The organism is Pseudomonas leptonychotis (assembly GCF_004920405.1).
Classification (GTDB): Bacteria; Pseudomonadota; Gammaproteobacteria; order Pseudomonadales; family Pseudomonadaceae; genus Aquipseudomonas; species Aquipseudomonas leptonychotis.
In genome coordinates this window covers 170,245-189,979 of record NZ_RFLV01000003.1, presented here as the reverse complement: position 1 = coordinate 189,979, position 19,735 = coordinate 170,245, and the positions used below count along the sequence as shown (strand labels likewise).

Annotated in this window: 17 protein-coding genes; 11 read left to right on the top strand and 6 right to left on the bottom strand. The window is 55.2% G+C overall.

All coding sequences use genetic code 11. The features are described 5' to 3' along the window. Positions 1 to 11 precede the first annotated feature (11 nt). On the top strand, positions 12 to 338 hold the full coding sequence (locus D8779_RS15185) for a putative quinol monooxygenase (protein ID WP_136665334.1): 327 nt from the start codon (positions 12 to 14) through the stop codon (positions 336 to 338). After that, positions 335 to 1,303: a GTP 3',8-cyclase MoaA gene (locus tag D8779_RS15180; RefSeq protein WP_136665333.1), complete on the top strand. Its 969-nt coding sequence runs from the start codon at positions 335 to 337 to the stop codon at positions 1,301 to 1,303. The genes D8779_RS15185 and D8779_RS15180 overlap by 4 nt, the downstream gene beginning before the upstream one ends. On the opposite strand, the gene D8779_RS15175 is transcribed toward D8779_RS15180, so the two are convergent. From D8779_RS15175 to D8779_RS15155, 5 genes are all read right to left on the bottom strand, one after another. Further along, positions 1,281 to 1,880: a nucleotidyltransferase family protein gene (locus tag D8779_RS15175; protein WP_136665332.1), complete on the bottom strand. Its 600-nt coding sequence runs from the start codon at positions 1,878 to 1,880 to the stop codon at positions 1,281 to 1,283. The two genes, D8779_RS15180 and D8779_RS15175, sit on opposite strands and share 23 nt — an antisense overlap. A gap of 241 nt (positions 1,881 to 2,121) precedes the next feature. Further along, positions 2,122 to 3,246: an alkene reductase gene (locus tag D8779_RS15170; RefSeq protein WP_136665331.1), complete on the bottom strand. Its 1,125-nt coding sequence runs from the start codon at positions 3,244 to 3,246 to the stop codon at positions 2,122 to 2,124. 90 nt (positions 3,247 to 3,336) lie between these two features. Beyond that, positions 3,337 to 4,014, bottom strand: coding sequence for a type 1 glutamine amidotransferase domain-containing protein (locus D8779_RS15165; protein WP_136665330.1), 678 nt, complete (start codon positions 4,012 to 4,014; stop codon positions 3,337 to 3,339). An 82-nt stretch (positions 4,015 to 4,096) separates the two neighbouring features. Further along, entirely contained in the window at positions 4,097 to 5,254 is a 1,158-nt protein-coding gene (locus tag D8779_RS15160) for an iron-containing alcohol dehydrogenase (protein ID WP_136665329.1), read from the bottom strand. A 584-nt stretch (positions 5,255 to 5,838) separates the two neighbouring features. After that, a complete protein-coding gene (locus D8779_RS15155) occupies positions 5,839 to 6,681 on the bottom strand; it encodes a hypothetical protein (RefSeq protein ID WP_136665328.1) in 843 nt (280 codons plus the stop codon). Between the two features lie 744 nt (positions 6,682 to 7,425). On the opposite strand from D8779_RS15155, the gene D8779_RS15150 reads away from it, so the two are divergent. The 7 genes from D8779_RS15150 (at position 7,426) to D8779_RS15125 (ending at position 14,848) form a co-directional block, all read left to right on the top strand. Then, the gene (locus tag D8779_RS15150) at positions 7,426 to 7,659 is read left to right on the top strand and encodes a helix-turn-helix transcriptional regulator (protein WP_136665327.1); all 234 of its coding nucleotides are present in this window, start codon (positions 7,426 to 7,428) and stop codon (positions 7,657 to 7,659) included. A gap of 333 nt (positions 7,660 to 7,992) precedes the next feature. Next, positions 7,993 to 8,988 (top strand): YagK/YfjJ domain-containing protein, encoded by a 996-nt coding sequence (locus D8779_RS15145; RefSeq protein WP_136665326.1) that lies wholly within the window; start codon positions 7,993 to 7,995, stop codon positions 8,986 to 8,988. A gap of 151 nt (positions 8,989 to 9,139) precedes the next feature. Beyond that, complete coding sequence (locus D8779_RS15140) at positions 9,140 to 11,290, top strand: NERD domain-containing protein (protein WP_136665325.1); 2,151 nt, start codon at positions 9,140 to 9,142, stop codon at positions 11,288 to 11,290. A gap of 133 nt (positions 11,291 to 11,423) precedes the next feature. After that, positions 11,424 to 11,579 (top strand): hypothetical protein, encoded by a 156-nt coding sequence (locus D8779_RS15135; RefSeq protein ID WP_136665324.1) that lies wholly within the window; start codon positions 11,424 to 11,426, stop codon positions 11,577 to 11,579. 48 nt (positions 11,580 to 11,627) lie between these two features. Next, a complete protein-coding gene (locus tag D8779_RS15130) occupies positions 11,628 to 12,803 on the top strand; it encodes a hypothetical protein (RefSeq protein WP_240789745.1) in 1,176 nt (391 codons plus the stop codon). A gap of 4 nt (positions 12,804 to 12,807) precedes the next feature. Further along, entirely contained in the window at positions 12,808 to 13,221 is a 414-nt protein-coding gene (locus D8779_RS20850) for a hypothetical protein (RefSeq protein WP_240789744.1), read from the top strand. A gap of 568 nt (positions 13,222 to 13,789) precedes the next feature. Further along, the gene (locus D8779_RS15125) at positions 13,790 to 14,848 is read left to right on the top strand and encodes a CHAT domain-containing protein (protein ID WP_136665323.1); all 1,059 of its coding nucleotides are present in this window, start codon (positions 13,790 to 13,792) and stop codon (positions 14,846 to 14,848) included. Here D8779_RS15125 and D8779_RS15120 read toward each other — a convergent pair. Further along, positions 14,842 to 15,717 carry a helix-turn-helix transcriptional regulator gene (locus D8779_RS15120; RefSeq protein WP_136665322.1) on the bottom strand — a complete coding sequence of 292 codons (876 nt, stop codon included), beginning with the start codon at positions 15,715 to 15,717 and terminating at the stop codon, positions 14,842 to 14,844. The genes D8779_RS15125 and D8779_RS15120 overlap by 7 nt on opposite strands. A 245-nt stretch (positions 15,718 to 15,962) precedes the next feature. On the opposite strand from D8779_RS15120, the gene D8779_RS15115 reads away from it, so the two are divergent. Both D8779_RS15115 and D8779_RS15110 read left to right on the top strand, forming a co-directional pair. After that, positions 15,963 to 16,781, top strand: coding sequence for a DUF2220 family protein (locus D8779_RS15115; protein WP_136665321.1), 819 nt, complete (start codon positions 15,963 to 15,965; stop codon positions 16,779 to 16,781). Next, positions 16,778 to 19,735, top strand: a complete 2,958-nt coding sequence (locus D8779_RS15110; RefSeq protein ID WP_136665320.1) for an MICOS complex subunit MIC60 — start codon at positions 16,778 to 16,780, stop codon at positions 19,733 to 19,735. Before D8779_RS15115 ends, D8779_RS15110 begins: the two co-directional genes overlap by 4 nt.

Below are 19,735 nucleotides of genomic sequence, written 5' to 3'. Positions count from 1 at the left end.
AACCCATCCGCATGAATCAAGCCATACGCGTTGTCGCGGTACTGACCGCCAAAGCCGGCAACGAGCAGCAGGTCGAGCAGATTCTGCGCGCCTGCGTGCAGCCTTCGCGCGGCGAAGACGGTTGCCTGGCTTACGTCTTGAATCGCTGTATTGAGCAGGCCGGACGTTTTGTCTTCGTCGAGCGCTGGGCCAGCCACGAGGCGATAGCGCTTCATCGGCAGATGCCGCATTACACGGCCATGGCCAATGCCCTTGGCGAGCTGCTGAGCGATCGTCAGGTTTATGTGCTTGAGGACATCGAAGCCACCACTGATGCCCACGCGGGCGTCGCCGGGTGATTGTTGATCGACATGGTCGGCGTTTTCGCAAACTTCGTCTGAGCCTCACCGCGGCCTGCAATTACGCCTGCACCTACTGTGTGGCCGATGGCCGTCGCTTGGTGGCCGCGCGCGATGAGCTGACGGCGGCGGCGATGCTGCGTGCCGTCGAGTTGCTCAGGGATGTTGCCGGTGTTGAGGAACTGCGCATTACCGGTGGCGAGCCGCTGCTGAGTGACCGGCTGGAGCCCTTTCTGCAGGGCATTGGTAAGCTGGCGTTGCAAGGCATCAGCCTGACCACCAATGGCCAGTTGTTGGCCGGCAAACTGCCGTTATTGCGCTGCGCCGGCATCCAGCGACTCAATGTGTCCCTCGATACGCTCGACCCGAGCGCCTTCCGCACGATCGCCAAGGGCGGCGACCTGCAGACGGTGCTCAGCGGCATCGAGCAGGCGCGCCGAGCCGGCATGAGCATCAAGATCAACATGGTGCCGATGCGTGGCAGTAATCTCGATCAAGTTATGCCCATGTTGGCGTTCTGCCTGGAGCAGGGCTACGAGCTGCGCTTTATCGAACTGATGCGCATGGGCCATTTGGCCCAGCATGCAGAGGCTTTTCGCACCCAGTTCGTCGGCCAGCGCGAGCTGCTGGAGCTTATCGGCCAGCGCTATGCCTTCACCCAGGCTGAGGCGCCGGTAGACTCCACCGCGCTGCGCTATAGCGTGGGCGAGCGCGGGGCGTTCGGCATCATTGCCAACGAAAGCGCGCCCTTTTGCCGGAGTTGCAGCCGTCTGCGCCTGTCGTCTACGGGCTGGTTATATGGATGCCTGTCATCCAATCGCGGGCACTTTATGGGCGCGCTGTTGGATCTGCCGACTGAGCAGGCGCAGCCGCAGCTGACCGGGTTGCTCGGCCGTGCGCTTGCGGACAAGCAGGACGCCACGTTTACCGGCAGCGCCCTGATTATGAAGTCGGTGGGTGGCTGAGGTCGGCCGGCCTGTCGACGTCCCGCAGAATGCCGTGGTCATTGAGCGTCACGGCAATCACCTGTTGCGCATGGCTGGCGATCAAGCCCTTGGCCCCATTCTCGCCTTGCAGTTGCATCAGCTCTGGCCAGAAGCACCGGCCGAACAACACCGGGTGGCCGCGCTGGCCTTCGCAGTAAGCCACGACGATATGTTCAGCGTGGGCCTGCGCTCGCAGTTGCCGCAGGGTGGCGACAGAAATCCACGGCATATCTCCAAGCAGCACCGCCACCGCAGTGGCCTGCGAGTGTGCCAGGCTCTGGATGCCGGCAGCCAGGCTTGAGCCCATGCCCTGTTTGGCGTGAGCTGCCCGCACCAGCTGAACGCCGGGTGGAATAGCCAGGGCCTGGGCATCGTCCTCGGCTTTTAATACGACTCGAACATCGCTGAAGGCTTCTTGCGCACGCAGCACTGTCGCGCGCAGCAAGCTGTTGCCGTCTGCCAGCTGGGCGCGGCGTTTGTCGCTGCCGAAGCGTTGCCCGTAGCCTGCGGCCAGTACCAGGCCAATACAGTCCGGGTTGCTCTGCAGTTCTGTCATGTTGAGAAGTCCTTAATGCTCTGCCGGGTTATTGCTCTGCGCAGCGCTTGAGTGTGGACGTGTAGGCGGGGGCTTGGGTAACGATCAGGCGTGTCGCCGCGAGAAGGGTGCAATTATCCAGATGCTGCATGACGGCGTCATCACTGCTGCGTCGCGCGAATTGGCCCACCCGGTCGTCGCCGTTTGCAGCCCAGAAGAAGACGGCCGTCAGGGTTAAACCGTGACGGCCGCTGTGGCGGGTTTATTTGGTGTAGGTGGGGTAGTCGCTATAACCCTTCTCCGTGCCGCCGTACATGCTGCTTGGGTCGACCGGGTTGAGCGGCCAACCATTGGCAATGCGCTGCGGCAAATCCGGGTTGGCAATGAACGGACGGCCAAAAGCGATCATGTCACCCAAGCCTGCCTCCAGGGTTTGCGCCCCGCGTTGTGCGGTGTAGCGGCCGGCGTAGATGATGCGGCCGCTAAAGGCCTGGCGAACCTCGCGGCGGAAGTCTTCGGGAAGGTCCGGGGCGTTGTCCCAGTCGGCCTCGGCGATCGACAGGTAGGCGATACCCGCTTCTTCGAGCACCTTGATGGCCTCGATGTAGGTGCTGTGCGGATCCTCTTCAACCAGACCCAAATAGACCCGGTCCTCGGCCGTGCTTTCAAACAACGGCGCGAAGCGCACGCCCAAACGGTCGGCACCGACAACCTCGGCTACGGCCTGGACAATCTCGCGCAGGAAGCGCAAACGGTTGTGCAGCGAACCGCCATATTCATCGTCGCGCTGGTTGCTGTGCGCAGAGATGAACTGATTGACCAAATAGCCGTTGGCGCAGTGGATCTCCACGCCATCAAAGCCCGCACTCAGTGCGTTGCGCGCGGCCTGCGCGTACAGCTGCACCAGTTCTTTGACTTCGGCATTGCTCAGTGCGCGGGGCACTGAAGGCTCGGCCAGGGCACCGGTACCTGGGCCGGTTTCGATGAACACCTTGACGTTGGTCGCGGCAATCGCCGAAGGCGCTACCGGCGCTGCTCCATCGGGCTGCAGCGAGGTGTGCGAAACCCGACCGACGTGCCAGAGCTGGGCGAAAATGATGCTGCCGACGGCATGCACGGCATCGGTGACGTTGCGCCAACCGTCGATTTGCGCCTGGCTGTGAATGCCCGGTGTCCAGGCATAGCCCTGGCCACGGGGTTCGATTTGCGTGCCCTCGGTGACCATAAAGCCCGCGCCGGCACGTTGCTGGTAATAGGTGGCCATCAGCGGGTTGGCGATGTTCCCCGGCTGGGTGCTGCGCGAGCGGGTCAGGGGCGGCAGGACGATGCGGTTGTTGAGCACGTAAGGGCCGAGTTGTACCGACTGAAAGAAGCGACGGGTATCCATTTTTACATTCCTGGTGAGGCCCGCCGCCACCTAGCGGCCACGGGCAAAAAGTGCGCCTCTGCCGGCGTCGGCAGAGGCGTGACGCGGGCCTTAGGCCATCATTTTGAGCAGCGCGTGGGCGGTGGCTGCGGAGGAGGCCGGGTTCTGGCCCGTGATCAGCAACCCGTCGGTGACGACATGCACCTGCCAGTCGGCTGTCCTGCTGTAGTGGCCGCCCTGGGCCATGAGCATGTCCTCGACCAGGAACGGCACCACCTGAGTCAGGCCCACAGCCTCTTCCTCGCTGTTGCTGAAGCCGGTGACCGCTTTGCCAGCGACCCATGGCTGACCGTCGCTGCCCTTGATGTGGCGCAGCACCGCAGGCGCATGGCAAACCGCGGCGACCGGCTTGCCAGCGGCGATGGCGTGCTCGATCAAGGCGATGGATGCGGCATCTTCGGCCAGGTCCCACAGTGGGCCATGGCCGCCGGGGTAGAACACGGCATCAAACTCGGCGCTATTTATGTCGCTCAGCTTTAGCGTATTGGCCAGCGCGTGCGTGGCGACTGAATCGGCCTCGAAACGGCGGGTGGCGTCGGTCTGGAAGTCAGGCTCATTACTCTTTGGGTCAAGCGGTGGCTGACCGCCGTTGGGCGATGCCAGGATCAGTTGCGCGCCGGCGTCGAGAAAGGCGTAGTAAGGCGCGGCGAGCTCTTCGAGCCAGAAACCGGTCTTCTCACCCGTGTCGCCAAGTTGCTCGTGGGAAGTCAGAACGAGGAGGATTTTCATGTGGTTTACCTTGCGGTTAAAAGAGGTTGTGGCTGTTTGCTCATGTGCCGCTAGCGTGGGTGTGCAGCGCTAGCGGCGCGGCTTAGAGGCTCGCTTCAAGCACCTGGCGGCTGACGTCTAAGTTGACGTCGTTGTGTTCGCCTAGGGCGGTTAGGCGGTGAGCGGCGAGCTGGTTGATCAGCGCATCGATGGCGTCAGCACCAAGCTGGTAGGCCGATAAGCGCGTCGGTAGGCCGAGGCTCTCGAGGAACGTCCGGGTCTGTTGGATGGCGGCGTCAATCCGCTGTTCTTCGTCGCCCTGGCGGATCTGCCAAACCCGCTCGGCGTATTGCAGCAACTTGGCGCGCTTGGCTTCACGGCGAACTTCCAGGTTCGCGGGCAGCACGATGGCCAGCGTGCGTGCGTGATCGATGCCGTGCAGCGCGGTTAGCTCATGGCCGATCATGTGGGTGGACCAGTCCTGCGGTACGCCCGCGCCAATCAACCCATTGAGCGCCAAAGTGGCGGTCCACATAAGGTTGGCGCGGGTGCTGTAGTCGGCGGATTCCTCCAGCATCAGCGGGCCGATTTCGATCAGGGTTTGCAGCAGCCCTTCGGCGAAGCGGTCCTGCACGCGGGCGTCGATCGGGTAGGTCAGGTACTGCTCCATGACATGCACGAACGCATCGACCACGCCGTTTGCCAGCTGGCGAACGGGGAGGGTCTGGGTCTTGGTCGGGTCGAGAATTGAAAATTGCGGGAACACATGAGCACTGCGAAACGGCAGTTTGGCTTGCGTTGCCCGGCGCGTGACCACGCCGCTGTTGTTCATTTCCGAGCCGGTGGCAGGCAGCGTCAGTACGCTACCGAACGGCAGGGCGTGGCGGATCTTGGCGCCGCGGGTTTCGAGAATGTCCCAGGCATCGCCGGCATAGCCAACCGCAGCAGCCACGAACTTGGTGCCATCAATCACCGAGCCGCCACCCACCGCGAGCAGGAAGTCCACGCGCTGCTCACGGACCAACGCTACGGCCTGCATCAATGTTTCATAGCTGGGGTTCGGCTCGATACCGCCGAACGCCTGCACGTGCCGGGCACCAAGCGCTTCGCGCACTTGCGCCAGGGTGCCGGTTTTCTCGGCGCTCTGGCCGCCGTAAAGCAGCAACACGCGCGCCTCAACCGGCACTAAATCATCCAGACGGCCGATGGTGTCGCGGCCAAAGACAATACGGGTAGGGTTGTAAAAATCGAAGTTGAACATGCCTTTATCCTTAATAGACCAGTCGTCTATTGTTGCTGCGAAGTCTCGCGCGGGGTTGCCGTGAGCGCGCGGCGTAATGTGCGTGGCGTTCGATGTTCAGTGCGCCATGGCGTGCTAGGAGTTTGCGCTATGGGGCTCTGTGCGCTGGTTTGCTAGGCCAGATGCTGGTCTGAGTTCACCTGTGGTCTGCAATATATTTCAAAATAGACCAGTCGTCTACAGTGCTGCCAGGTTTCTTCATCACCCGCTCGCCCTCAGGATTCGTCAGGCGGTTGAGTCAGGGGGAATGTAAAAGGCGTGTCCGTCAATTGACGTATGTCGGCGTCAATGGCACTGAACGCCCGGTTTAAACTGGATTTCAGGCACAAAAAAAAGACGTCCAAGGACGTCTTTTTTTTGTATTTGGTGGGCCGGGGTAATCTGAACTGGTATTGTAACCTACTGATATAAATAATTTTATTCGGTTAATAAATTCCTTTGGAATACTGTTTGGAATACAGATTTTTGATGCTGTTGCTTCAGTGGGGTTTCGGGTGATGTGAGTGCTTCACCTTGCTACGAGAAGAAGGTTCATGGGGTGCCTGCTAATAATCAAGATGTATCCCTGCTTGGAACTCACCGGTTATCAGGCGTTCGATGACTTGTGGTCGCTTCAGTTTGTGCTTTGCGGCCAACTCATCCAGCTGGGCGATCACCGCTATCGGGATCATTACGTTGAGCTGCTTCTTATCAGGATTGCGGACGTCGAGCTGCTTGCGATTCCATCTCTTTTTTATCTCATTGATGATCGCTTTTTGTTCGTTACGCCCGAGCCTTGCTCCGTCGAAAAACATGAGTAGCTCTTTATAGTTTGTAATGGGAGTGTCTCGTCTGGACAAAAGACGGTTGTCTTTTTCCAGCCACTCCCAAGCGCATGCACAGCGCTTGGTGCCTTCCTTCTTGTCTCCGAACCACTCAAATGCACTGTCCTTTGCTTTGTGCCTAAGCCATTCCTTGCGAAGAGATTCTACCTCGTACAACTTTTCCTCTAGGTCAGCATTCCAAACATCAATGATAGCAATCAGGTGCTCTCTACCTTTGAGGTGCACGGCTCTCCTGGGAAGCCTGAAATCAGTGATTTTCGTGACTCTTTCGAGCAGCCATTGATACTGCCTCTCGTCCTCTTCAATCCAAGTCAGTGACTCATCTGGAATCAGGCTTCGGTCCTTCTCCCGAGCAATGCGATGCAGGGCGTATTTTTTGCGCTTAAGAAAAACTGCGATCTCGTCTCGCATCGTCTCGCCACTGCATGTGCGTGGGTCAAATGGAGCGTTCTGGGTCATGTAGAGGTGTAGCCATAGCCAGATATCGCGGCGAGCATTGCGGCCCTTCTCCTCGAGTAGCTCGCTGAGCGCATCCGCGCTCTTAACGTTGTCATTGACGGCCATAGTTTAAACCTATCGTAATTTAATAATTGATACTATTTATCTAAATTGAAATATTATCCTAGCTTTGATCTATCCATGATCTATCAATGTTCTATTCGCGTTATAAGGTAATTTATTTGAATTATATTAATTCTATATCAATATTCTATGATTAATCTATGTGGTTTTTTTTTGTGAAACCTAGTAGTTATGCGGCTTTTAGCCGTAGCTGTTGGGTTTCATTGGTCGATCAATTCCTTAAATCACATGCGAATTTATTCCCATTAATTTATAGCGCTTTTCTTTGGTTCCGTACACCGCTCTAGAATATTCCCGTTGCGAGTTCCTCGGCGGTCACCCATTGGCTGCCAGTCACTCTCAAGACCAGCTACCTGCTCTAGCTATATCTGGGTAATTGGTTGCTGGAAGGAGTCCAGCCTCGTCCCATGCTTGAATCTGCGAGCGGCTTGATCGAGGGCTGATTTCTTGGGCTTGTACAGCACCGCCTCATTCTCGATGAGTCGGTAGGGATGCCACTTTAGGGGCGGAGTGGGATGGCGTAATGAAAGTGCTAATTGGGTATGGAGCTGGCGGCCGCGACTTCCCCGGCGAGAGCAAACGCATTGAGTTGAGTTGAGTTGTTTTCGATGGATTCAGGGTGCGGCCTGGCCGCCGAGAGTGAGGCCTCAGGTCATTAGGCTGGGTTAATCAGGTCATTTTTTACAACCTCAACCAATCCTCTGAGCCATACAGAGGAGCCCGCTCATGAGAATAATCCGCCTGAAAGAAGTCATCGACACCACCGGCCTGGCACGCTCAACAATCTACAAGTACATCGGGGAAGGCACGTTCCCAGCAACAGTCTCGCTAGGCGACCGTTGCGTCGGATGGGTTTACAGCGAGGTCTGCGATTGGATCCTGGCAAGGATCGAGGAGCGCGATCTGGCTGCGGATGCACCAAGCCGGGCCGGTCGCTTAGAAATGGTCAGCAGCAATTAACATTACGCGCCATGACTGGCTTCGGCTGGTCATGGCGTATATGCCGCATGGGAGGTGCTGGATTATCAGCTAACTCCCCCAAGAACCAGAGGGTTCAATTTCTAGGTTGGCAAGGGAATGTTGCTCCCCATTGCCTTGCTAGGCTGGGGGTGGTCATGGGGCTCGGAGCGGGATCTAGTTATATAGCTCTAGATGATTACCAATCCATAACCATTCAATAGCCTGAGCGCTGATAGCTATACAACCACCACTACCCAGCCCATGGGGTAGGTCATCAGTTAAAAAATACTTAACACGTACCTGGTATGCCGCTAACCAATCAGGTACACCAGCATGACCAAGCAAAACGGCTACACATATCATTCTCAATCCAATATCTCTCTCCGGATTGAGCGACTTATTAAAGCCATCCAGCGTACAGATGGCCAAGCATTTCGCATCACTTACTCGAAGCATGGTGATGAGCAGATCAGTGAAACTAGGCTGTCAAAATACTTCGATGGGATCGAGCAGATGGTCGCTCTGTTCGAATACGATCGGGAGTATCAGTACAGCTGGCACTTGAACCTGTTCCGAGACGCATGTCAGGCCATTTGGATTAAACGCAGCACAGTCGGTATTACCTGCTTGAACGAGGATGAGTCACGCTATCTGAGTGCCAGCGAGACGCTCAACGAACTGACCACCTGCATCCGAAGCCTTCTAGGCAGAAAGGGGGTCAATCGACAGGAGCACGTTCAGCGCCACCTAGCGATTCAGCAGGAGATCGAAATCGGTCGTTACGTTGACGCAGTGCTTGATCGCTACGCTCGTACCTGCGTTGTCAGGGTTGATCTGTATTACCGTCCCCAGGCTCAAGCTAGGTTGCGTGTGGAACAGGTATTCGACGACCTGGATCGGTTGATTGCTGAGCGTGAGCGTAACCTGATCTTTGACAATGAAATCGGCTACATATGCAGCGTTGAGCAAGGCGAAGATCATGGATATCACATCCACGCTGCCTTCTTCTTCAACGGTGCCCAGGTGAGTGCTGATATCTACAGGGCCCAGCGAATAGGGGAGCTGTGGGAGCGGATTACCCGTGGTCAGGGCTACTTCAATAACTGCAATCTAGACAAAGACAAAGACAAATACGAAGACAGGCTGGGGATTGGCCTAATCCATAGAAAGGATCTGCATGCGCGGGGGAACGTGCATTACACCATGGGTTATCTGGTCAAGAATGATCAGCATCTACGGCTCAAGCCGATAGGTGCTCGCTGCTTGCGCAAAGGCCAGGCAAGGAAAGCCTCCGGAACGACTAATCGATCCATTGCTAAGCGAGCTTGATTCATCAAGCAGTCTGGGTTGATAAATACAGCCGTCCTGGTGATGCCTATGAGTTACCAGTGTGCTGCTCTCTAGCGCGATGCTTGTGGAGTCCTCGCCCACCGATGGTTTAGGCTCCGCCCAGGAATCTATGACTGAAGGGAATTCAGGAGTGACAGAAAAAGTAGAGCGATGCCGGCAGCATTACCAGTTGGTATATGAAAGGAATCAGCCAGAACTCAGCAAGGGCCGTGCTCTTGATGAATGTCTGCATCATTTCTTGGATCAACGCCCAGCAGGCAAGACCCTGTCTGCCATTGATCGTGCGCAAGGCCTAGCTTCGGCAGCGTGCTGGCTCGATGTTGAGGCAGTGGCAAGTTCTGAGCTGGCCAGCCTAGCCCTCGGCCGAGGGCTGCACTTCGATAATGCAGTCAGTGTTGATCTGCTGCTGCACCTCGCTAACGACAACCCAGACACCCTCAGATGGGCGATTCGCTACTCGAAGCTGTTTGAACGTACAGAGTCGCCGCTTTGGCTTGCGCTCCGTGCCGCGCTCGCCGGGGAAGAGTGGCAACTCTTCTTCGGCGTATGCGACCGTTTACTGGATCAGCTCAAGCCGTTTGATGAGCTCATAACCCTTGCTGGAAAACAGCTAAAGCACTTATCGCTGCTGGAGCTGTTTTCCTACCTCAGTGTGCTGGCCTATCAGGCGTTTTCTGAAGACGGTTCCGATGACCCTTCCGGTCAGCAGTGGAAGGTCTACAACCGCATTATCTTGAACAAGCTCCGGGCATGCTCGGAAGAGGATTTCCGCCTGAGCGAGGCACGGCTCGGGAAATCGCTGAAACGTCATCTATCACCGATTATCTTTCCTGAGCCCAGCAATTCTGACGTGGTGACATGTCGTCAAAACCTCGAATCGTTAGCCGTTCTGATTGGGGCAACCCAAGAACGGATCGACTACGAAGGCTCAATCGACTGGTTCTGCTTCGACCCTGAATGCCGTTACCAGCGCAAACCGGGTGAGTCGGTTATCTATAACGAGTCGGAGGCGGGAACAGAGCGGTGGCAGCGGACTGGGCGTAAGAACGATCTGCTTTGGCACTACTGGATGAGGCGTGCCATACAGGCCTTCATCGACTCCGGCATGGCTGAGCAAACTATTGGCTCGCCTGAGAATCATGAGCTGAACCAGCTGGCCTATATCAAGGCGGTTCGCAGCAAGCTGCAGTTACAGCAGATATACGGCCTGGATGAGCAAGTGTTGCTCAATGACGGCTCCCAGGTTCAGCTTCACCACGTATTGCTGGCGAGTGAACTGACTTCGGTTTTCTTTCAAAGTCAGTTTATCCAGCCATTTCAGCACCACCTGCGCGAATCGGGCGTGCTTGCCCAAGCGCTAGGACGCTTGGCCATGAATGGCCTGCTTTCCGGGGAAAACCGGTTCCCCATGACCTGGTCCGAAGAGCAAGAAAAGATCCGCAAGATCACCGGCTGGACTGTCTGTGACGAACACCCTAAAGGTAGCGCTGATTCAGCCAAGGCCATCCTCACGTTTTGGACCAGCGACTTCAAAGCGCTCTCCCAGCAATTGAAGCTGCAACCTCGGATGCCTGCACCGAGGCTTTACGAGCAGCCCTTCTACAAAATCGGCCGCTACAGTTTTCAGTTTCCTTGGGTTGGCGCGCAGCAAAACAACCTGACGGCAGCCATCAATAACCTTCGGCGCGTGAATGCACGCCGGGCCGATATGCAGGCTGAAACCCAGCGGGTAGAGCTGGCGCTAGCCGAAAGTCTTAGGCAGCGCGGTTTTGCCGTTGAGGTGGGCTATCGGCCATTGGCAACCGAAGAAGACGATGCCGGCGAGGTGGATCTGATCTGCCACCAAGATGGCGTATTGCTGCTCTTGGAGGTCAAGTCGGGCTATATCCGCTCGACCACCCATGAGGTCTGGCTCCATCGCACCAACACATTACGCAAGGCTGCCTGGCAGTTACGGCGTAAGCAGGTGGCGGTGCTCAGTGCGCTGATGGCTGATCAAGAGCTGCGCTCCAAGTTGGGCTATCACGGCCAGCAGCCTGAAGCGTATATGCATGCCTGGATCGTCGACACGTCCATTGAGTTGGATGGAGAGTCCGTCGATGGTTTCAGGGTGGTGTCCCGTGAAGCGCTGGAGATCATCCTGCGTGATGAGAAGTATCTTCTCCGGCCCATGGTTGAAGGTGACGAGGGCACTCGGGATTCAATGTTTCCTGACGGGTTTAATGCTGGTCGATTTGTCGCTGTTGTTGAGTCAGATGAGCTGTGGCGCGGCATCTGTTAAAGCACGGTCGGCAACAGCTTGGCATACCTGTGGCGCTGCAAGGCTTCTGAAAGTTCGTCTCCAAAAAGCCTAGATACCGCGTCAAACCAGGTGGTTAGGATGCGATTTCCTTACCACCCAGCAGGAGACAATCATGTCCAAGCAACCCAACTCCACCAGTCAGCAGCGCCAGCAGCAGAACCACAGATCGGATGCCCTGAACAATAATCGCGGCACGTCGGGCACCAACCCGACTAATGCTCACGTTCATGGCAATCGCGGGAAACAACTCAACCCCAACCAGCGCTAGGAACGCGCTCCCCCGGTCGTCGCTGGCCGGGGGTATTAAGGATTTCAGATGAATATAGATACTTGCTTTGCCACCCAGGGCGAGTTGGTCAAGCTGGCCTACGATGCATTCGGCGTGCTTCCCCGCAAGGGAACCCTTCGTGCGAGCAAGGAGGCCAGCCGTGATGGTATTGATGAGACACAAAAGAAGTCCATTCAAAAGCAGTTGGCGAGGCTTGCCGAGGAGGAAGGCGGGCTGCTGTCGAATTTCGGGCAGATGATTCAAACGCTCAGCAGCATCCTGACAGCGTATTTGCCCAGCATTCAGATCATGAGTGCCATAGGCGACCCGCTCGATGACCTTCTGGATGCCTACAGTCGGCTGGTTCGTGAAGAGGGCACCTACCTCAGCAAGGCTGAAACCCTTCGGTACTTCATTTCGACCAAGGCAATCCCTTTGCTGGTCGTTTCGCTGAATCAGAGCCTGCTCAAATACAGAATCGCAGATATGGAGCTCGACACGCCGGAAGACACATTCTGGTACCTGCCGACAGTCGCTGAAGATGGCAGCCTGGTAATGCCCCTAGAAAAGGTCATGCGCTGGGTCTATGCGCGCTGTGACCTCTCGCAGACGCAGTTTCACTACCCAGGCAAGAATCCGCGAAGTGACAACAACACCCTTCAGCAGAATCTCGACAACGCAATCAAGTGGACGCGAGGCGCAAGGCTTCCGGCGCTTCCTGCCCTATTTAAAAATTTCGAAGAATCCTTCGGTGCGCTGACTCATTGCGGGCGAGAGATACCCAAAGAGCTTCAGGCCAGCATCCTAGCGGCATTAATGGTCGCTCGGTTTTCGAGCTACCTCGCAAGGGAGATTGCTGATGCCTACGATCATCAATACCTCGCCGAGGTCTGCCAACAGTTTCGCGAGTACACCCTGTGGATCGCCGATGATGTCAACGAATTTAAGGCCGAGCTTGCTCCGGTGATACGGCGGCAGGAGTCCCCTGAGTTGGCCCTATTTGTTTGGCTCAACGCTTGCAACCACTACTGGGCATTCTTCGACAGCAAATTGGCAGCCGTCGCCGACACTCTGCAGCGCCGCCAGAATGCTTGTCTGGGGGCACCAATACGAGATGAAGTGCTCACGGCGCTCAAGAGTAAGTACGGCCTTTTTGCCGTGTGCTCCCTTTTAGATCGAATTCAGCGGCAGTCCGCCTTTCTTACCCCCCCATGGCTTTGCTGAGTTGTTGTACCAAGGTTTTGATCTCAAGGATGATCCTGCAACCCAACTGGGCCAGATCGACGAGTATGCTTTTCAGGTAGCGGCATACGGGCTTGATGAGCCGTTGTGCTGGATGGTGCCTTGGCTGCGTGGGGTCTACCACTACCGCAAGGATGAGTTTGCGGTTGCCATGCCGCACTTTCAGGCGGCATTTGAAAATGCCAAGTACCGGGCAGGCAAAAACCAATACAAGTTGGTGAATCAATACGTCGAGGTCGCGGCAAAAAATGGTGACCGACGAGCCTTCAAGAAGGGCATTGAATGGGCGCAGTACCTAGGCATCAAGGTGCGCTGGCTGTGTGATGATGAGCTGACCGAAGAGAAGCTGGACTACGTCTACTACATTATGCAAAAGGCGCGGTATGACCACCAAATGTAGTGCGGGTAGATGGACTAGCCGCCACCTCCTCCCTCGTCGCCCTGTTAGGGTGTCGTGCACTCGAAAGCGCCTTTCGGCGACATTGCTGGCGTGCAGTCCGCCAAGGATCAGGGCGTTGCTCATGAAAAATTCTCGATGACTGTTTTATGTACAGTGGTCGTCCGTTTTTAGATGTAGCAAGAGGCATCCGTCGGCGCAGGTCGGCATGCGTTCTAAATGTTTACATACCGAAAGTTTACGTATCGCCTCCGAGGTTAATGATGCCTATGGTTGTGGCATCGCCACCCAAGGAGATCCGCCATGATCATGCTGAGTTCGCTGACTGAACATCTTGTACTGATAGCAGCTTTGACCCTGATGCTGGGTTTGGCCCGTGTTGCCTATGGTGGTCAGCTGTATTGACATCCCGCCATGCCATTACGTCGAGTCTTTTTCAGAACGACGTAAACATGTGCCTGTCTTTGCTGTGTTTATGCCTAGGCTCTGGCTCACAAGGCCGCATGCTTTTACACCATCTACTCGGCTCGTTTGACTGCTGTGCAGCTTTTGAAAACTGTAGGGGGCACCTATGAGTGTTGATATGTATCGTCGTCAAGTCGCCAGCGTTCGTGAAGCCATAGCAAAGCTATCGAGCTTGAAGGCCGGGGAGTCGCAGAAGGCGGCTGATGCGGGGAAAAAATCTCTTGCTGCTGGATCTGCCGCCAGCAAAACCAAACAGTTATCTACAACTACCTCCAAGCTTAAAGAAGCCACCCGATATGCAGATTTGCAGGCGAAGCATTTGGTTGAAGTTGCCAAGCTGGAGAAGAAGATTGCCGCAGAGCAGAAAAAACTGGCAACAGCTGAGTCGCGCGTGGAAAGCGAAGAAGCGAAGGTGCTGAAGAAAAGAAATACGGAGCAGCAAAAAATGCAGGAGGCGCAAAAACGGCAATTCCGAGAGGTAGAGTCCAGCCTGAAAACGCATGATTCTCTGCACAGGGAAACTGCTGCCCGTATTGATAAGTTGGCTGCGCTGCCCGAGGAAATTAAGGTTGCCTTCTTTGCGACTGATCCTGCGACAGCCTCTGACCGCAGGCTATTGCTGGATGAAGAAGTCCGTGAGATTCACCAAAAAATTCGACTATCGGATCATCGTGACGCGGTAAAGCTTGAGTCGAGATGGGCGCTGCGTCCTTCAGAAATTCTGCAATACATGAACGAGCTTAAGCCCACGATTGTGCATTTTAGTGGGCATGGCAGCGATCAGGATGAGCTCGTTCTTCAAGACCGAAACGGCGACGCTAAGCTGGTTTCGATGGCGAGCATTGTCGCCACCTTTGAACTTTACGACTCGGTTCGGTTGGTTTTCTTTAATACGTGCCACTCGTTCAACCAGGCGGTCGCATGTACGCAATATGTGGATGCGGCAATTGGCATGAATCAGTCAATTGGCGACGAAGCTGCCCGCGTATTTTCAGCGCAGTTTTATTCGGCTATTGGCTTTGGCTGCTCAATTCCGGCTGCTTTCAAGCAAGCTAAGACTGCGTTGATGCTGGAGGGTATTTCAGAGGACTCCACTCCAGAGCTGTACCTGCGTGATGGTGTCGATGAAAGCGACCTCATATTGGTTAAGCCTAGGACTCAGTGATAAAGCCATCCCTGCAGCTCATCCAAGTTCACCACCACAATCTGCTGCGCCGTGGCCTTGGTATGAACTTTGGTCGTATCGATCTGATAGCGCTGCAGCACGTACTGCACCAGCGCACCTCGGGTCTCGATCACCAGCCGACCGTCCTGCATGGCGTAGTCGGTTTCGATGATGGATTTTTGCTCGGGTTTCAGGCGTGAGTCGGGTTCGATAATGACCTGTACCTTAGTGCTCCAGCCAGGATCTAGCTCGCGCGTGTATTCGGTTTCGTCATCCATCAGCTCGGGTACGCCGCGAAAGCGGCTCAGCACAAAATCCCGGTAATCGCGGTTTTTCTCGCAGTAGGCGCGCAGGTGCCAGCGCATGCCGGTGTAGATCAGCGTGTGCGGTGCGATCAGCCGAGTTTCCACCTGCGGCGTATTGAACGACACATACTCACACTCCAGACGTAGCCCGGCCCTGCATGCCTTCAATAGCGGGCGCAGCACTTCAGGGCGCACCGAGCGATCCGGCACTTGCAGCACTTCGGTGTGGGCGTAGGCTAGAGCCAACCCCTCCACATGCGGGGCGCGGTCGTGGCTTTGGCTGACCAGGTGTAGATAAGCGCTGGCGCTGTCGTCTATAAACAGCGGGCTGAACTGCTTGCTCGGCACATACCCCTTCAAATGCTTGTCATATTCCAGGTTTTTAGGCGCGTGGTCGTTGATATAGGTATTGATGTCTTTCGACGCCTGCTGGCGGCTGATACCGAAGCTCTGCATCAGATGGCCCGTGGTTAAGCGGCCTTCCCACCATGCTACTGTTTCGATCAGGCGGTAGCGTAGGGCCAAATCCCAGCGGATGGATTCAATCGACTGTTTTCGTTTCATTGGCTCTCCACCTGCTCGAAAACTTTACCTGTACAGGTAAACACTCTAGATGAGTCGCTGAAGCTTACATATCGTGAGCGCTGTGCTCAATGAGAGATCTACGCGGTTCTCCCTTGGCGCACTTGATCCATAGGTTTTTCATTCGGTTGAATCGTTCTCTTCGAGGGAGCCCCGCGAGGGTCCTGATTTGGTGATTCATTTATTGAAATGCCTGAGGGCTAACAATTTTCACAAGGAAGTCGATTTTGTCGTCTGTCATTTATAGCTATCTGGCCAAAGTTCAATCACAGCAGCCCATCAACTTTGATGCGCTGATCGCAAAGCTTGTGGCTGCAGGCGTTGCGCGAGAAGACATCAGTCGCATTTTTTTGGCCAAGAAGCTTAAAAAAAATAGCTATCACGTCGAAGTGCTTCTTTCGGCAGCCTTCGATGAGCTTTTGATGAGGTTCAGGCCATCGGATGTTGGAGGCCGAGTCGGAGCAGCTATAGACGGCAATAGCCATCGTGTTGGTGTATCCGAGTCGTTACTGATATTTCGCTCTGCTCAGCATCGGCATCCGACTGTGGCGGTAACTGAAGCTGGCGCATGGGTGCTGCCGAGGGCACTGGGCAGGGTGGGGGTTATTGTTGAAAACCTGGAGAATTTCCTTCGAGTAGATGAAACGCTGCCGTTCATTGCTGGGATGTTGGCTGGTACCGCCAGTGATATTGAGCTGATCTCCGGTTCGGGCAATCAGGTGACTAACAAGCTGAATGCCAATGTGCTGAGTCAGTTCGATGAGCTGTATTGCCTGTTCGATGTGGACATGGGAGGCCTACGGATGTTCGCTTCTTTGACAGCGTTGCTGCATGAAAAGCCCCCCGTTTTCCTTGTCCCGCCTGACGTTGAAAAGCGGTTGGCTCAGTCCAAGTACGCGTTGACCGATCAACAGCGGCAGGAGGTCATTAAGTATCAAGGGCTATCACCTGAGACAGATCAATTGATCCGGTTCATGCGTGACAGCAGCAGGGTGCTTGAGCAAGAAACCTACTTGGTGACAGCAGTATGTGAGGAGCGTCCATGAGCATCGAATCTATGTTCCACGAAGCCTTCAAGATGAAGCAGATCGTGCTGATCAACAGTGGGGCTTACTGCTATACGAAGGTTCGAATCGACCAACACACGGCCTTGCTCGGCGACAACAATAAGGGCAAAACCTCAATGCTCAATGCATTGAAGTTCTTCCTCTTGCCCGAAGAAAATCTCCACGATTGTGAGCGAAAGTTCGGATTCAAGAGCACAAAAGGCCACTACGGCCGAGATGCGACTTTTGGCTTCTATTTTCCAGAGCGGAACTCCTTCATGGTTCTTGAAGCGGAGAATCCGCATGGGCCGTTCTGCATCATCTTGAATATGGGCACCAAGCAATACAGCTATGAGCGTACTGCTGTGCCAGTGCCATATTCGGAAATCGAGCACCTCTTCTGGAATCATGAATCCAGCCTCAACGGAGGCATGGGGGCGCCGATTGAAGGCTTGTCGACTTCACAGATTGAGCCGACCCTGAAAAGGCTGGGCGCTGTAGTGATCAAGGATGTGGCGAATATCAAGGAGCGAATCTACAGGCACCAGCCTACACGCCCCGATGCTGGTCGCTTTTGTCTGCTGCCGCTCAAGAGCGGTGGCAGCCAAGCTCGTGAGATTGATGCCTGGAAACGCCTTATTCACCTGGCCTTCGACATTGCAGCCAAAGATAAACGTACTCTGCCGGACACCATCGCTACGATCATTGAGGGCAGAAAGGATCGTACTGAGGCCGAACTGAACGTCAACCTCATCGAAATCCTGTCGCGTTATGAAACCCTCAGCGCGGTAAAAAACCGACTCCAGGTGATTCGCAACGGGCAGCCTTACTGGGATCGCTTTACTCAGAACTTCACCGATCTTCATGTCCAAAGCTCGGATCTGATGAATCTGTTGTGTGACGTTGAGCAGGGCATCAACCAGCAGGGCACGGTTTACCTCGACGCCCGTATGCAATGCTTTGCGAACTACAGTGCGGTCAAAGAAACTGCTGATCACCAGTGTGAACAGGCGGCTAGTAAAAACACCCAGCGCAAGGAACTGAAAGGCGCTATCGGCGAGATCACGAAGAACTACGAGCGGATCAAAAAGGATTTAATTGACCTCTCAACGGCGATGCATGGCTACTCGTCCATGACCCCGGAAGAGATAGCTGCCGCACTGGCTGAGCAGGTCGAGGAGGATCTAGCCGACATCAAGGCTCTTAAGGACGACGGCGAGTTTCGTCGTGAGTTCGAGCAGTTAACACGTGAAATCAACAAAGGCAGCCAGAAGGTCAAGGATCTTGATGTCCTCATTGAAGGTGCGAAACCGTCACTCCTGGATCTGGACCAGATCCCCAGCCGTACAGCGGACACTCTCTACTCGCTGAACCAGGAGGTCTTCACCGGCGAGTGCCCTCCATTGCTCGAAGGTAACATTGAGACGATTAAACGTTTCGCCGCGTTGTTTAACGAGGAGGAAGGCTCGCTCACGTTCCTGAGCAGTCCGACGTCAGTCCCGGTTAAACATTACGATGCCGGCAAGCTGCTACAGAGCCGTAAGGACGAATTGGCATCTGTCCAGAAGCGCCTTATTCAGCAAAAACGGCGCGCCAGTGATCTTGCCAATAAGACGAAAATGTCAGTCGAGCAGATCGAAAGCACCATTGCTGCTAAACAGGCTCAGATCGAGAAGGATGAGCGCAACATTGCCCTGTTGAAACGTCATGAATTCATTGAGCAGGAGTTCGTGCGATTAGAGCGGGAACATGGCGAAGCTACCGAGCGGTTCGAACTTCTTGAGGCCCGCTGCCTTGAGCTCAACCTGCAACTCGACGAAGCCAACCGTCTGGTTGACCAGGCCAGAACAGCATTGGAAGCCGCTAAGGAACGTGAACAATCCATGCTCCGCTGGAGCAGGACGGTCAACGACATCCTGCATTCGCGTCTGGAGTATCTGAAAACCGGCTACCAACGTGCAGAGCGTCAGGAGGTCGTGGTTACTCAGGAGTTGATGGATGCCATCGAAACCCGCAGTCAAGCTATCAGTCGTAGCTTCAACCAGATCAAGTCGCTGGTGTCCGATCTGTTAGTTGCGGTTGCTCTAGACGACGATGCCGAGCATGCCCACCGCAGTGCAGTAAGCCTGGAAACGCTGAGCAATTTGCATGAGAAGTACAGGGTTCTCTATGGTCGTCTCGATATGGAAGAGAACAACCATTTCAACCAAGTGGTTCAGCATAATGATGACACCATGATCCAGATTCAGTCGATCAGGCACGCACGCACCCTGATTAGTACTTTTATCAAAGAGATCGAGAATCACCTGTCGTCAATCAAGGTCTCTAACCTCACTGCTGTGGCAATCGACTGCCAGCTACATCCCCAATTCGACGAGCTGCTTAAGACCGTAGACTCCGTGAATCTGACCGGAGGCGAGTTGCCACCACAAGTCCTCTACGATCGCCTTGGTAAATTCTGTACTCAGTTCGTCGAGTCTGATCAGCGTCGGGATGCAACCCTGAATATGGCTCGCCTGATCGTCAGCGTCGATTACCGTGTCAAGCTGCAAGGCAGCGATGAGTTCACTGTCGAAGCCCAATCAACGGGTACTTCAGTGATGATCAACTGCCGTCTGCTGGCCTTCCTACTCAAAGAGTTGCTGCAAGCCGACACCAAGGTCAGCTTGCCACTGTTTATCGATGAGCTGTCCAACCTCGACGACAAGAATCTGCGTTCGGCACGCGACATTGCCGACGCGGATGGCTTTTGTGTATTCGGGGCTACGCCTGGCCTGACATCTGGTATCAGCAAAGTTCTAGGTAACTACATGAACCTCGACTACTTCAGCGCAACCGACCAATCCTACAGCCCGAACCGGACGATTCTCTACACCGGTCTCAGTGAGTCCTTGATCGCCTTGGAGTACCGTGAGGCAGTCGAGCCGGCTCTTGCTGTCGAAATAGGCGAGTAG